We start from the raw sequence: 15,201 nt of genomic DNA, 5'->3' as shown, positions 1-15,201 counted from the left end.
GAGATGTACTATCGGGGCAAAATGTTTGGTTTTGTCCACCTGTATAACGGTCAAGAAGCGGTCTCCTCTGGCGTAATTAAAGCGATGCGTCCGGGACAAGACTATGTTTCTAGTACTTATCGCGATCACGTCCACGCTCTCAGTGCTGGCGTACCCGCCCGCGAGGTGATGGCGGAGTTATTTGGCAAGGAGACTGGCTGTAGCAAAGGACGCGGCGGTTCGATGCACATGTTTTCCAAGGAGCATCGGTTACTCGGCGGATATGCGTTTGTGGCTGAGGGGATTCCGGTGGCGACTGGGGCGGCGTTTGCGAGTAAATATCGCCGTGAGGCACTGGGCGATGCGAGTTCGGATCTGGTTTCGGCTTGCTTCTTTGGCGATGGGGCGGCTAATAACGGTCAGTTCTTTGAATGCCTGAACATGGCAGCGTTGTGGAAGTTGCCAATGCTCTATGTCGTCGAAAATAATAAGTGGGCGATCGGGATGTCTCACGAACGGGCGACATCGGTACCGGAAATCTATACCAAAGGTGCTGCCTTCGGGATGCACGGCGTTCAAGTCGATGGGATGGATGTCTTGGCCGTCTACAGCGTCGCTAAAGAGGCAGTCGCTCGCGCTCGTGCGGGGGAAGGGCCAACGCTAATTGAAGCCCTCACGTACCGTTTTCGCGGCCATTCCTTGGCAGATCCCGACGAACTGCGTCCGAAGGAAGAAAAAGAGTTTTGGTTTGCCCGCGATCCGATTAAAAAGTTGGCAAATTATTTAATTGCTGAAGGGTTAGTTACTACCGAAGAACTAGCCGCACTCGATCGCGAAGTACAGGCAGTAGTCGATGATTCGGTCGAGTTTGCGGAAAATAGTCCCGAACCCGATCCGAGCGAATTGCGGCGTTATATCTTTGCTGAAGATTAGTTAACCGAGCGGTTACTGCTAGTGAGAGGGTGTTGGAAAAGTCTTATTGGCTTCGATCGTAGATCTAAATCCCCCTGTCTTGTCTCCCTAAACCGTCGGGAAACAGAGGCGTGCGGGAGCCGCTAAATCCCCCTTTTCAAGGGGGACTTTGAATCCGGTTCCCCCCTTTCCAAGGGGGACTAGGGGGATTTCTAGGGTTTGCGCTTAACAGGTCAGACTTTTCAGACATCATCTCACTAAAGGCAACCGCTATTTAACAGCCCGCCATAACTCAAAAGTAGTCACCTAGAACAGCTACCGAGCTTACCAATTCGGGCGATAACTGGAGTTGGTTGATGTACAAAAAATTGCCCCAATTGTTATTGATATTCTGTAGTAGTTGCGCTCACTCCCCGATCGAGGGAGCCGCACAGAGTCAGCCACTTACAAAGCTACCCAACCTAGCACCCGTGATGCAGGCAAGTGCCATCGAAATCCACAATGATTGGAATGGCTACTCAGACATCACCCCAGTTTTGCGTCACTATAAATTCCGCCGCCACCAGGATAAATTCGTTGGTAATGCTCACATTGCCATCGGTGGTTATGGTGCAGCCGGAGTTCATCAACAGCAGACAAAAAAGATCGCGATTCCTGCTGCGATCGGTACCAAATTCTTGACAACTCTGGCGCAAACACCGCTCCGAGTCGGCAGCTATCAGCCCCAGCTCGATCGCCGCGATGATTATCCGTCGATTAAAATTAAACTGCAAATCGATCGGCAACAAGTGACCTTTAGTTCGCAATCGCAAGCAGCTAACTATATCCCCTGGAAAGTGACGATCGAACGCGACCATCGCACCACTGAATATATTAGTAATTCGCCACTTCCAGCCCACGCACTCCAACTCCTAAATCCCTATCTCAACTTGTCAGGAATCGATCGGGTTATTCAACGGCGGCGACTGCCAAATGCAAACATCATTCATCGCCCTAAATAACGATTATATTGGTGAAAAAATTTTAAAACAACGCAGTTTAGATCTCGATCGGACGTGACAATCGATCTCATCGTCCACAAAGATAGTAGGATACATAAGTAAGAGATCCAGTCCGCAGGAACTAACCGATTGCGGCAACCATCTTGAACACCTAGCCCGAACGGGTGAAGTCATCGTTTCGATCGCTGTAATTTTGAGCGCGCACACCGTATGCTACCAATTGCCCCAGATACTCTTTTGCAGCAACGTTACCGCATTCTCAATTTACTTGAAGATGACACATTGGGGCGGACGTATCTGGCAACCGATAGCGGTCGTGCTGATGCCTACTGCGCGTTAGTAGAGGCGATCCCTACCGCCCAATCGCCAACTGCTGTCGCTGCTGCTAAAGAGTTTTTCAAGCGGGAAGTTACGCCCCTGTATCAGCTCCAGCATCCACAGATTCCGAGGTTTTGGACGACGCTCGAAGAGCAAAATCGGCTGTTAATCGTCCGAGACTATGTGGCTGGCAAAACTTACGCCCAACTGCTCGCAGAACGTCGCAATGTCGGTAGCGAGTTTACCGCAGCCGAAGTCCACCAATTTCTCACCCAAGTCTTACCGCCGATCGGCTACGCTCATAGCAAAGGGACGATCCATCGCAATCTGTCCCCAACAAACATCATTTGCCGCGATCGCGATCGCTTACCAGTTGTTACGAACTTTGGTGTCCTGACGGACTTTATCAACCAGATCCAGTCGCCCGGAAATCGGCTGGCGATCGGGCAACCGGGCTACGCACCTGCGGAGCAAGTTCACAGCGGTCGAATTTCGCCGAGTACCGATCTCTATGCCCTGGCGATCGCGGCGATCGTCATGCTCACAGGCAAAGATCCCAGCGCACTGATTGATGGAGATCGGATCGATTGGAATTGGCGCAAATGGACGCAGATTAGCGATGAATTCGCCGCAATTCTGAGTCGGATGTTGAGTTTTGAGCCAGAAGATCGCTACCAATCGGCACTGGAAGTCAGCCAAGCTCTCTCAAGTGCGATCGAGCCGCAGTCAATCGCGGCACCATCGCCCCCACGCCCCTCAACCCTGCAAACAGTAGCTGTCGGGGGTAAGAGTATCCCGCATTCCGAACCATCCCCAGCAGCAATTATCAATGTCGATCGCAAATCGATCTGGGAACAGCCCAAAGTATTTATCCCCGCCGGAATCGCGATCGCCCTGCTAGCTGGACTTGGCTCGTGGTTTGGCGTCAGCCAATTACTCCGTCGTCCCACAGACCCGGTAGCGACAACGCCACCCAAACAAGTCGATTTTAATAATCCGACTATTCCGACCGATAGCAGCAGTCCTAGCCCGACTACCGCCGCCAGCGATGTCATTCAACCAGAAATGAATCTGTCGATCGTCAAAGAAGGTACTGTCGATGCTACGACTCCCATCAAATATCGGATTCCAGCTCTAGCCGGACAAAATCTCGACATTCAGCTCATCCCCGCCTTGGCGTCGCCGACAGACCCCACTCAAACAACACCACCCACCGATCCGGCTAACTCGCTCTCAAGTCCGATCGATCCCCTCAAACCCAGTCCCAGCCAGTCAAAAAATAACGCCGCTACCAACCCCCCGATCTCCCTCCCCAATGCAACTACCTCCCCGACTCAAGTCCTGATGACGATTCTCTCGCCCACAGGTACCCCGATCGACGATCGAGCCGATCGCGTCGTGGGTTGGCGCGGTCAAATCCCGGCATCTGGCGATTATACGATCGAGCTACGTCCGATTAAAGGCATCAAAGGCAGCATATTTCCCTATAAATTGAGCGTCACTCAAGTCGCCATCTCCCCGACAGCGACACCGATACCGACACCAAGCATTAATCCCTCACCCAGCCCCGGCTCCAGCCTACCCCCAGGTACCCCAGCACCGATCGAAGGCAATGGGATCGCCCCCATTCCGACTAACCCCAATCCAAATTCAGCCCCTAATAATCTTCCCGGCGGGATCGACTTGCCTGCCCCTAGCGTCACCCCCACGCCCACAGCCACCGAATCGCCGCGCCCAGTCCGCAGACGTCGCCGCAATCGAGTGCAGGTCGAACCGACTCCCCAAGTTCAGCGCGATCGCAGCGAATCCACAGAGGAAACTCCCACCCCGCGCCGTCGCCGCCGTCAGGTCGAAGCCACCGAAGAAACTCCCACCCCGCGCCGTCGCCGCCGTCAGGTCGAAGCCACCGAAGAAACCCCCACCCCGCGCCGTCGCCGCCGTCAGGTCGAAGCCACCGAAGAAACCCCCACGCCACGTCGCCGTCAGCCCGAAGCGGAATCCCCGCCAACCAATACTAGCCCAGCTACCCCAGAAAACGCCCGACCCATTCCCGTGCCCGAACCATCGGTGGCGATTCCCGTGCCCGATGCTAAAAGTACGGCACCACAACGCATTCGCCCAAATAGAAACTCCGCGCCATCAGGCAACAATAGCGATCCAGATTAGGACGGTTTTAATTTAACAAATAACAGGGGTTTGCTTGGTGCGCTCAATCTGGAGGAAACGTCCAGAGCGCGCATCCGCTAAATCCCCCACCTAGAAGGTGGATTATTGTTAGGTTACAAAGACAGGTATCACGCCCAGTGGGGTTTGCTTGGTGCGTTTCCACGATTGGGAAACAAAGGTGGGAACGCATTCTCAATTCTCAATTCTCAATTCTCAATTAATCTAAATGCTTCTAATTACTAGTACCGACACAGAGGCGGGTAAAACCGTCTTGACCGCAGCATTAATCGCCTATGGCAAAAAGTATCGTCCTCGGGAAAACTGGGGCATTCTCAAGCCGATTCAGTGCGGTAGCGGCGATCGCGAATTCTATAGTCAGTTATTCGATCGCTCGATCGCCGAGATTAACCCAATTTATCTCGAACAGCCGCTCGCCCCACCGATCGCCGCCAGTCAAGCGGGTGTCGAGATCGATCTAGGGCTAGCTTGGCAAGCACTCCAACAGATGCGCCAACAGCAAGATTTTATCCTAGTAGAAGCGATCGGGGGTTTGGGTACACCAGTTACTGCCGAGCTAGTCGTGGCAGATCTAGCAAGAGAGTGGAGATTGCCAACAATCTTAGTCGTCCCCGTCAAACTCGGCTCGATCGGCTCGGCAGTCGCCAATGTCGCTCTAGCGCGGCAGTATAATGTCCAACTACGCGGGATCGTGCTTAATTGTCCCCAGCCACTCACTGACACTGAAATTGCTAACTGGGCACCAGCCGAGCTGATTCAATCGCTTACGAGTACGCCCGTCCTCGGTTGTCTACCCTATCTCCCCGATCTAGCAGATCTCGATCTATTAGCCGCCGCCGCTGCCAATCTGGAATTGGAAGTTTTACTACCCCAACTCACGGCTAGTTATTCTTAGGTTTGCTCTAGTTTCATTCTTCTGCTTGGTGCGCTCAATCTGGAGGAAACCTCCAGAGCGCGCATCCGCAACCCAACCTACAGATCTATCTTGGAAAGGTGCTCTACTTGCGGCTCACCTTTTGACGGGTTCCCCATCAAAAGAGGTGAGACAAGACAGGGGTTTCCCCTGTTCCCGCACTCCCCGTCCCCTCATCTCCCATCTCCCATCTCCTCCGATGCGTTTTGACATCATCACCCTCTTTCCAGACTTTTTCACATCGCCGCTCGGTTGCGGCTTAATGAGCAAAGCCTTAGCCAAGCAGATTGCCACGGTGCATATTACCAATCCGCGCGACTTTACGATCGATCGTCATCATAAGGTCGATGATGAGTCCTATGGCGGTGGTGTGGGGATGGTGATGAAGCCAGAACCGATCTTTGCTGCTGTAGAGTCACTACCGAGTTTTCCCCGCAGCCAGGTACTATTGATGAGTCCCCAGGGCGAAAAGATCGATCGCGCCCTATTTCACGAGCTGCAAACTAACTACGATCGATTGGTGCTGATTTGCGGTCATTATGAAGGGATCGACGAGCGGGTGATGAATATTGTCGATCGTGAGATTTCTTTGGGTGATTTTGTGCTGACTTGTGGCGAGATTCCGGCGCTCACTCTTATCAATGGGATTACGCGCTTGCTACCGGGTACCGTCGGTAAAGCCGCATCGATCTATGCCGATAGTTTTGAGGATGGGTTGCTCGATTATCCTCATTACACGCGTCCCGCAGAATTTCGCGGTTGGCGCGTTCCTGACATATTAACGTCCGGCAATCACGAAAAAATCGCCCAGTGGCGGCATCAACAACAACTCGATCGCACGCAAACCAAACGTCCTGACTTGTATACTAAGTGGGTCGAAGACACTCAATCGTAGCTTCCGCAATTTTAATCTAGTGTCGATCGAGCTACCAAATTTTTGTCATAATTATCATCGATACAAGCCCGCACCAAAAACTTACAGCCTTTGGTAGTCGCAGGCGGGTGAATCGAATCGGGGTACGACCGAATATAGTCTCCTGCGAGGTAAACTTGCCCATCAATTTCGAGTTCTCCCTCTAACATGTAGATTTCTTCAATGCCATGATGTTGATGGAGTGGGTAGATGACTCCATCTGCTGCTTTGACGATGGCAGAACACATCCGGTTGAGAGGATCGAGGAAGAGGATGGCAACTTCTACTCCCTCTGTCTGGTAGGGTTGCCACTGTAGATCTGCGGCTCTCATTGTCACCATCGCTGGTTCGGAGCGCTCTGTGACATGGGTTTCTAGCTGAGAATTAGGACTGGTTTGCCCAGCAGCGGCTGGACTTAGCTGCTCGACAGGAGCCGCAATTCGATCGAATAACCGAGCCTTGAGATCTGCTGCCATCGGCACGGCGGGCGCACTATAGGGGATGACACCCACCGCAGCCTGATAACTTGCAAGTTCTTCAGCCAGATCGGGGCAAGCTAATATTTGAGCCTCTACCCAGAGCCGTTCTTCAAGATCGAGCAGATCGAGCGCGTATAGTGGGGCGAGATCGCAAAAACATCGATGTTCGTTCATGAGTTAAGTGTAGAAACGGGGGATGATGGGGTTTTAGTAGTGCCTGATGAATATCTGCGGCATTACTTACTGTTTTTGCCCAGGCTCCGTTTATCGATCGAATCTATCCAGCAAAGGATGATACTTTTGGCTAAAGTTAGCAATCGGGGGCCGGGAAAATTTTCGAGAGTGCATATTTGCAGCAGCGATCTGACTAAAAATGATAATCTTTGACTTTTACCAATCCGTTACTACAATTCAGTTTTGAAAGCTACTTTTAGTTTACTCAATCCTAGCCGCAGTCGCGTCTTGACAGTACCGATCGACAGTCCCGTCCGTGCGGCAATCTCAGTGTGAGTTAAACCTTGATAGTAAGCCAATTGGATCGCCTCAAGTTGTGCGGCAGGAATCTGACTTAATGCCGCAAGTACTAATTGTCGGCGTTCGTCAACTTCGATCGCTTCAATTGGATCTACGCTGATAGTTGGCAAATCGATTCCTTTTGCATCAGAAATCGCTGTATTAACTTTATCGAGCCGTTGCAACTTCCGCAACCGATCGAGGATGCGACTGCGCACCAGCATAAAAATCCACTGTTCGACCGAACCTTTGCTAACATCAAACCTGTCAGCAATCCGCCAGATTTGGGCAAATACGTCTAAGACAACTTCTTCACAGTCCTCAACTGAGTTGAGACTTTTCCAAGCAATCGCGTAAATTGTCCGTGCGTAGCGATCGTATAGTTTCGATAATGCACTCCGATCCCCCTCAGCGATTTTTGAGAGTAAATTTGCGGTTTCAACCATTGGCTACAGAGGGAGGAAAATGCTGCCGTAGAGGCATTATAGCTGATACTTACCAGAATTGTCTCGCCCGATCGGCAGATCTCAACTCCACTGTGACTAATTGAGATCCATTCGGGGATGAGGAGCGTATACACAGATATCTCGGATCGATCGGTACTGCTAACGCAAATCTAGATTCGATTTACAAAGACAACTTTAATAAAGCTTGAGATGATGATACAACATTTGTCTACCGATCGCACTTTATTTAATGCTACTTTCACTGACTAAAAAATTTAAAATCACACATATTCAATAAGATTTTAAAAATAAAATCTTTAAAAATAATGCATTCATATTAGATGAATACATTGAATTTTTATTGCTATAATTTTGTTTTTTATAATAGAAACTTGGCATTAAATTTAAGTGTTTTAGCGGAGATAATCCGATCTTTTCATGAATAAAATACCTGTAAAAGCCTGAATAACTAAGCATATTAGCTGAAATTTTTTTAAAATCATAAAACCACTTGACGTTAGATAAAGATAACTGACTAAGATAGGTAGATGTTGCCGTTATCAGATTAAAACTATGTTTGCAAATACCAAAGTTGCTTTTACTAGTACTAGCATTTTACTTGGATTTACAGCTTTGATATCTTCGTTTGTTATTCCTAATGCTCAAGCTGCTACCTTTAATTACACTGAAACTACCATGGATGCTCCAACATGGAACCGACCTGTCGAAAATTTCAATAGCCCGCCAACAGCTATAGCTGGTGCATCGGGAGAAGCCGTTTCCTACAGCAGTTTCGGTTTTACAGTCAGCGATCCAGACAACTATGTTTTTCAGAGTACGGCGAATTTTGACAACTACACTTTTCTGTATCAAAATTCCTTCAATCCTACTAATCCACTTCTAAATATTCTCATTGGCAATGATGATAACCCGACAATTGGCTTGTCTGGATTTACTACAGCTCTGACTGCTGGTACTAATTATTTTCTAGTTACCACAGGTTTTGATAATCCCGATGTGGGGACTTTTAGTAATACTATTACTGGCGTGGGCAACGTTACTCCCACCGCAGTACCCGAACCAGCAACGATTCTAGGTAGCTTAGTTGCTATTGGCTCTGGTGTGTATGCCAGACGGAGAATTAAGTTTGTCCGATCGACCGACAAAAATAACTTTTAGCTCGCTCATAACTAGCTAATGATTATTAGAGTAAGCTATTTTTTATTAGCTAGTTAAAGATCCGTTTTGAAACTACCAGCGTATATCGACATAGAGTGACAAATTTATTCACTTTATAATCATCAATAGGATTGTATATGGCAGTTTCAATTTTTCAGGTTGTTAAGTCTAACTGGAAAAAATCTTTAGTGCTGGGCGGCATCTCGATTGTGGCGATCTTGGCAGCAACTAGTCTACCGCAAACTTTGATGGCTTCCGACCATGATGATGGTGAGGTTGATGCCAAAGGGCGCAGTTTGAATTTGACCGACTTGTACGCTTTTCGGGAACAAGATCAAAATCCAAATGCCAATCCAGGCGATCTCGTCTTGGTGATGAATAGCAACCCACGCTCGATCGCCCGCCAGCAGTATTATTTTAGTACCAATGCCCGCTATGAATTTAAACTAACTCGCGTTGCCGATAAGGATGCCACACCGACAGGGCGAGAAGATATTACGCTCCGCTTTGAATTTGGTGCGCCAAACGATCGCCAACAGCAGCAAATGAAGCTGACTGTCATCAAGGATGGCAAAGAAACCGCCGCAAAAAATCTCAGCACTACTCCGTTGGGTGCCCCGGCACCAATTGTCAATCAATTAGCAGCCGCTGGCTCCAAAATTTCCGTATTTGCTGGTTTACGGGAAGACCCATTTGTCTTCGATGTCGAACAATTTTTCCGCGTTCGAGCTGGGGCACTTGGGATCGGCCCTGCGGTTGGCTTCCGTCCGTCCGATCGAGCGGTGGACTCCTTTAAAGGATTTAATGTCAATTCGATCGCCATTCGGATTCCGCAGAAATTTCTCCAAGGGACAACGGAGGCGACTACTTATGATATCTGGGAGACAATTTCGCTCAGAGATCCCGCAACTGGCAAATACCAGCAGGTAGAACGCCTAGCTCGTCCCGCCATCAACGAGGGCTTAATCGTCAGTAATGATTTACTCAATACCTTTAATAGCGTGCCGCCGACAGCCGATCTCTCTCCCGCAGCGGCTCCAATCGGTGCCGAAGCTGTCCGCACGCTCAAAGCATTGGGGAACGATGAAGCTCGGACGAATGCTTTATTAACTGCCTTTTTACCAGATGTGATGCGAATCGATACCACGGCTCCTAGTGGTTATGGCAATGCTCTCAATGCCAAAGGTAGCCCAATTCGCGGACGGCTGATTAAGGATGATGTCATTGATATCACGCTGAGCGTCCTTACTAATGGGGCAATTAAGGGTGATAACGCGACCTATGAGGGCACCCCCGGGAACCCCGCCCAAGGTCACAAACCGCTTGAAGGAAGTTTTCCTTATCTCGCATTGCCAAATTAACCAGCCAGCAGTCAGAACCCAGTTGAGGGATGCGATCGAATATTGTAGCTAACTACCATGAAATATGCTCTACTTTCTGCTCTCCTACTGGGTTTGACTACAATCGCAGCGCCCTGTTTAGCACAATTTTCTTCATTTTCAACAGGCGTGGATAATTGCTCCAATCTCTGCGTCAAGCTCGACCTAGGTTCGTCAAATAACGATAACTCGTTCGGCTCCAACAGTTTTAATGGTGGTTTTAACAGTGGTGGCAATGCTGCTTCCAGTGGTGTGCGCTGGCAAGTCGGGATTACTTGGCGACCGACTGCGCCAGAAATTTCACTAGCAGAAGCCGAGCGCGTCAAACGCCAACTCGACGACAATCGTAGCTTAATGACTGCCTTAGCAGAGGCAATCGCTCAAAACAAAACGGAGATGGCGCAAGGGCTGGCGATACTTTTAGCTCCGAGGCTGGGTTATAAAGATCCGCGCAAACTAGTTGCGGATCTCAAAGAAGGCTCGATGAATGTCGGTGTAACCAAGGTCGAGATCCAAACAGGAGCGACTACTGTTGCGCCAGTGCCAATCGCGCCGCCGCCGCTGGCTCCAGTTCCCCAGGATCGCCGCGAGGGGACAACGCTCGTGATTCCGCCTCCTGTTCAGCCACCAAGATCGATCGAGCCTTCACCCACGACTATCGAACTTCGGTAAATTATCAGTAACTACTAGCTAACTATGCAAAATTCTCTCAGATCCAGAGCGTCCCAGCGTCAATGGCGCTGGTTTTTCGCACTCATCGGATGTGGTGGCGCGATCGCGTCTTATGTGGTAATTTCCTCGATCTCTCGCCCCAATCCAGCCTGGAAATATCCATTTCAGCGTCCGGTTGTCGGGAGTATTACCAAAAATCTCCAACAGGAAATCGCCTTCAACCAACGCATCATTCAACAGCAACCCACCGCCGGACTCGAACGCGCGGCATTAGCTCAAAACTACCTCAAAATGGCGCGAGCGACTGGTGAAAGTAGTTGGTACCTCCTCGCCCAACAAACGGCACAGCAATCGCTAGCGCAATTACCATTTGATAACGATGGGGCAATTTTAGTGCTGGCGAAACTAGCAGCGGCAAAACATGACTTCACCCAATCCTTAGTTTTACTCAAACAACTCCCCCCAAAAACAGAATCCCTCTCGCTATTGACGACTAACTATCTAGCTGTGGGGGACACCACCGCCGCCCAGCAAAGTGCCGACACCGCCGTCCGACGGCTGCCCACCCTGAGTAATTTTGCACTCAGAGCTTTGGTAGCAGTCGCTCAGGGACGGGATATCGCCGCAGTGCAGGATTTTCAAACGGCGATCGCGGCTGAAGAACCGGATGAGGCTGGCAGTTCGGCGTGGGTGCGGACTTTATTGGGGCGGTTTTATTATAAGCGCGGGCAACTTCAGCAGGCGGAGGACTTATATACATCTGCTTTGGAAATTCTGCCGAAGTATCCACCAGCGTTGTTAAATATGGCAGAATTATCCGTCCGACGGTGGCAAGCCGATCCGACTCAGACGCAGCACCAGCAACGCGCGATCGCCTTATACGATCGATTTTTCTTAAGCAACCAGCAATCGCCGACGACCTACGACCACATTGCCCTCAGAGGCTTAGCACGAATCCAGCGGTTACAAGGAGATCCCATGGCTAGCCAAACTTGGGGCCGAGCAGTCGCCAGATTACAAGCGGATCTCAGTGGTTTCGGACATCAGCGCGAATTGGCGCAACTGTTGCTCGAACGCGGACAGACAGAGGATTTAGCTCAAGCTCTCACCCTCATGCAAACCGAGATTAAAATCCGCCAAGATCCTGAAACCTGGGATACATTGGCGGCTGTGTATCAACGCATGGGCAAGCTAACAGCGGCTCAGCAGGCGATCGAGAAGGCGTTGAAGTCGGGAATCAAAGATCCGGCAATAACCGATCGAGCGGCGGTTATCGCTCAAGCGAGGGGGCAACTAGCGCAAGCGCAAATGTATCGCGAACGGGTTAAATCGATCGACCCGCGATTTGACGCTGGAGCCAGACAAGCTCTAGGTTTAGGTGTTGGATTATCAGGATTGAACTGAGGTCTTCCGAGTCTAGGCAATTTCAACTCGACAACGCCGACGCCTAAAAAGCGATCGCTCTAGCTAAATTTAGGAAATCTACTATGCCTTATTTCAACAGCTCTAAACTTTTGCAAATCTCTCTGTCATGGGGATTGGGGTTGTTAATGGTTCTAGCTTTAGCATCACCCAGTCAGGCTCATTGGGCAGATTTATCCGTAGCAGATATTCAGATTAGGGAAGCAGATGTGACTATTAATTTAACCATCCCGACGGGGTTAGTCACTCAGTTTGATGACGATCGCGATCGACAGTTATCAACTCCAGAAATAACCAGACATCAGCCAAATCTCCAGCAATTTCTAAATGACAAAATTCGGTTGACAGCAGCAGGAGCAAAACCGAAGACCTCAAGTGTGCGTGCTGGTGTAACTCAAAATTTACCGAACAATCTCAATGCTACTCCCGAAACTCACAGTAGCTTATTATTGGCATATCATTGGACACAACCAATCGATCGGTTGCAAATCCATTACGAACTATTTGTACCAGGCGTAACGACCGCCCGGTGTCTGGCACAGGTCTTCCGCAACGATCGAATTGACAATCTCGTTTTGACACCCACATCCACAACTGCGGCGCTAATTGACGCTCCCATCTGGCAACAAATTACGAGTTTTATCGGTTTAGGAATCGAGCATATTTGGACTGGTTACGATCATATTTTGTTTTTAATTAGTTTATTAATGTTGGGTGGCAGCTTGCCGTATTTACTCAAGGTAGTGACAGCATTTAGCGCCTCACATTCATTTACCTTGTTCCTAGCAGCTTTTAATATTGTCTCCATACCCAGTCGCTTTGTAGAAATCGCGATCGCACTTTCGATCGCCTATATTGCGTCTGAGAATTTGTGGCGCAAGCAGCCTCAAGCCAGATGGCAGCTATCGTTTGCATTTGGTCTGATTCATGGCTTAGGCTTTTCTTCGGCTTTGCAAGAGTTAGAGTTACCGCGAACTAATTTATTAACTTCTCTAGGTAGTTTCAGTATTGGCATCGAATTAGGACAATTTGCGATCGTGCTGATTGTTTACTTACTACTCTCATATCTGCGGAAGTTTTCCTGGGATTTAACTATGCGGCGGCTAATTTCAGTAGGGATTATCTTGATGAGTGCGATCTGGTTTTGGGAAAGAGTTTTTGTAGGCTAAGAAATAATCGGCTCACGAAAAAGCCTCCTCTAAACTAGAGAAGGCTTTTGAGATTCGATCGCACTCACATTGGGGTGCGATCGTTAGCTACTGCAATTAGAAGCGGAAACCAGCACCCAGTCTTACATCAGTGCTATAGCCACTGCTCAAAGGTACAGCTAAAGCTGCTTTTAACTGAACGGCCTCAGTTACGTCAAAGTCAGCTCCACCAACGAAACTAACGACAGTATTGCTGGAACCGCCACCAGTGCCGATATCTACAGCTCCACCAACAAAGGGAGTGATTTGCACTTTGTTACCAGTGTTGGTTAGATTGAAATCATAAGTGAGCGCACTGCCAAAAACAGTACCACCGCTGGGGAAGTATACAAAAGGACGCAGTGATAGATTATCGCTCACACCGAACTTGGAATCAATCCCAATTGTCGTACTGCCGCCACCGATGGCTAGAGATGGTCCGATCGTGTTTTGACCCATTTGTGCCCTAGCAGGCGCACTCATTCCGAAAGCGGCAACTGAAGAGCAAAGCATAACTAATGCAACAATATTTCTTTTCATTTTTAGTTTCCCAGTTTAAGTAGATTTACGCGACGGATGTGCTGCTGACATCCCGAACGGAGAAAATTATTCTTCTGTTGGACCGCTGCTGTCGTGCATCGGATGTCTGATGTTTACCCGCTTACATGAGATTGACGCTAATAGATTACGGAATGTTCCAAATTAAATTTTATTAGCGGATTAAGTGCTAAGGCCAGACTTTAGGTTTTAGGCTTTGGGCTTTAGGGGTAAAAGGTAAGAGGTGAGGGGTAAGAGGTAATACTAAATCCGCTTCACAAACCCTTCTTTTGAGAGCGAAACCCCTCGCCCTCACCCCCAGCCCCTCTGTCTTGGCGCACACAAACGGGAGGGAACCTCCCGTTCGATGCGCCGCTCCCAAGCTTGGGAGAGGGGAGCCAGAGCCGGAGGCGATGGCGGGGTGAGGGCGAGGGATTTCGATGAGAGATTGGTATCAGTTGTAATCATTCCTAACTCCATCAATCAAAAATGAGGGGTTGCGGCAAGCCGCAACCCCTCATCCTCAGAACCTAAAGCCTAAAGCCTAAAACCCAAAGCCTAAACCCTAAAGCCTAAACCCTAACCTACGCCCATTGAATCAACCCTAACTCATAAGGATTGCTCAGATGGGGGTTGTGGGGCAACACGCGTAGAGACAAGCCTTGCAAGCCGCTGGCGGCGTAAGCAATCTCACTGGTGTAGAGACTATTGCCTGCACCATCGCGACCTTGGTAGGTCATGACAGCGGTGTCTGCGTTGGTAATTTTACCGTTGGTGTCTACTGCGCCTTTATACAGTTCGACTTGGACATCATGGGGTTCTAGATTACCGAGTTGGATCAGGCTCTTGACGGAAATCGCTTGATTGACGTTGATATCTTCGGGTGCGGAGACATCGACGGTGTGGATTTTGAGATCGCTCCAATGTTTGAGCATCTTTTCTTTCCAGTGGGCGAGATCCTTACCAGCTTGATAATTATCGTCGGTAACGACATGATTGCGATCGCTCGCGGGGAAGTAGCCGACGGTGGCATAATCGCGGAGCATCCGGGCGGTATTGAAGGTCGGACAATTGAGCCGGATGGCATCTTTCATCTTGGCGACCCATTTCCGGGGTAAGCCTTCTTTATCGCGATCGTAGAACAGTGGGACGATTTCTTGCTCTAAG

General features: G+C 49.5%; 13 protein-coding genes and 1 pseudogene. 10 read left to right on the top strand and 4 right to left on the bottom strand.

All coding sequences use genetic code 11. The features are described from left to right. The 5 genes from pdhA to trmD form a co-directional block, all read left to right on the top strand. Nucleotides 1-912 (top strand): pyruvate dehydrogenase (acetyl-transferring) E1 component subunit alpha (pdhA, locus tag RMO52_RS23430; protein WP_310419158.1); only part of this gene is annotated, 912 nt, incomplete at its 5' end. A 335-nt stretch (nt 913-1,247) separates the two neighbouring features. Next, the gene (locus RMO52_RS23425) at nt 1,248-1,892 is read left to right on the top strand and encodes a hypothetical protein (protein ID WP_310419155.1); all 645 of its coding nucleotides are present in this window, start codon (nt 1,248-1,250) and stop codon (nt 1,890-1,892) included. 210 nt (nt 1,893-2,102) lie between these two features. Further along, the gene (locus RMO52_RS23420; RefSeq protein ID WP_310419152.1) at nt 2,103-4,376 is read left to right on the top strand and encodes a serine/threonine-protein kinase; all 2,274 of its coding nucleotides are present in this window, start codon (nt 2,103-2,105) and stop codon (nt 4,374-4,376) included. Between the two features lie 226 nt (nt 4,377-4,602). Continuing rightward, nucleotides 4,603-5,289 (top strand): dethiobiotin synthase, encoded by a 687-nt coding sequence (gene bioD / locus RMO52_RS23415; protein ID WP_309740214.1) that lies wholly within the window; start codon nt 4,603-4,605, stop codon nt 5,287-5,289. Nucleotides 5,290-5,506: 217 nt separating this feature from the next. Beyond that, complete coding sequence (gene trmD / locus RMO52_RS23410) at nt 5,507-6,202, top strand: tRNA (guanosine(37)-N1)-methyltransferase TrmD (RefSeq protein WP_310419148.1); 696 nt, start codon at nt 5,507-5,509, stop codon at nt 6,200-6,202. Between the two features lie 11 nt (nt 6,203-6,213). Here trmD and RMO52_RS23405 read toward each other — a convergent pair whose 3' ends face one another. Continuing rightward, on the bottom strand, nt 6,214-6,873 hold the full coding sequence (locus tag RMO52_RS23405; RefSeq protein WP_309740216.1) for a cupin domain-containing protein: 660 nt from the start codon (nt 6,871-6,873) through the stop codon (nt 6,214-6,216). A 230-nt stretch (nt 6,874-7,103) separates the two neighbouring features. Then, a complete protein-coding gene (locus RMO52_RS23400; protein ID WP_309740217.1) occupies nt 7,104-7,658 on the bottom strand; it encodes a sigma-70 family RNA polymerase sigma factor in 555 nt (184 codons plus the stop codon). 573 nt (nt 7,659-8,231) lie between these two features. Between RMO52_RS23400 and RMO52_RS23395 the strand changes: the two genes are divergently transcribed. The 5 genes from RMO52_RS23395 to RMO52_RS23375 all read left to right on the top strand — a co-directional run bounded on the left by RMO52_RS23395 (nt 8,232) and on the right by RMO52_RS23375 (nt 13,479). After that, entirely contained in the window at nt 8,232-8,837 is a 606-nt protein-coding gene (locus RMO52_RS23395; RefSeq protein ID WP_310419143.1) for a PEP-CTERM sorting domain-containing protein, read from the top strand. Between the two features lie 137 nt (nt 8,838-8,974). Next, complete coding sequence (locus tag RMO52_RS23390; RefSeq protein WP_309740219.1) at nt 8,975-10,198, top strand: DUF4331 domain-containing protein; 1,224 nt, start codon at nt 8,975-8,977, stop codon at nt 10,196-10,198. 57 nt (nt 10,199-10,255) lie between these two features. Beyond that, complete coding sequence (locus tag RMO52_RS23385) at nt 10,256-10,888, top strand: hypothetical protein (protein ID WP_310419140.1); 633 nt, start codon at nt 10,256-10,258, stop codon at nt 10,886-10,888. A gap of 24 nt (nt 10,889-10,912) precedes the next feature. After that, nucleotides 10,913-12,292, top strand: a complete 1,380-nt coding sequence (locus tag RMO52_RS23380; protein WP_310419137.1) for a hypothetical protein — start codon at nt 10,913-10,915, stop codon at nt 12,290-12,292. 110 nt (nt 12,293-12,402) lie between these two features. Further along, a complete protein-coding gene (locus RMO52_RS23375; protein ID WP_310419134.1) occupies nt 12,403-13,479 on the top strand; it encodes a HupE/UreJ family protein in 1,077 nt (358 codons plus the stop codon). Between the two features lie 96 nt (nt 13,480-13,575). Here RMO52_RS23375 and RMO52_RS23370 read toward each other — a convergent pair whose 3' ends face one another. Both RMO52_RS23370 and RMO52_RS23365 read right to left on the bottom strand, forming a co-directional pair. Further along, nucleotides 13,576-14,010 carry a hypothetical protein gene (locus RMO52_RS23370; protein WP_310419131.1) on the bottom strand — a complete coding sequence of 145 codons (435 nt, stop codon included), beginning with the start codon at nt 14,008-14,010 and terminating at the stop codon, nt 13,576-13,578. A 608-nt stretch (nt 14,011-14,618) separates the two neighbouring features. Then, nucleotides 14,619-15,201 (bottom strand): annotated as a pseudogene (locus tag RMO52_RS23365) (alpha-glucan phosphorylase); the annotation flags it as partial.

The organism is Chamaesiphon sp. OTE_8_metabat_110 (assembly GCF_031382685.1).
In the GTDB taxonomy this organism is placed as follows: domain Bacteria; phylum Cyanobacteriota; class Cyanobacteriia; order Cyanobacteriales; family Chamaesiphonaceae; genus Chamaesiphon.
This window is presented reverse-complemented; position numbering and strand designations above follow the sequence as displayed.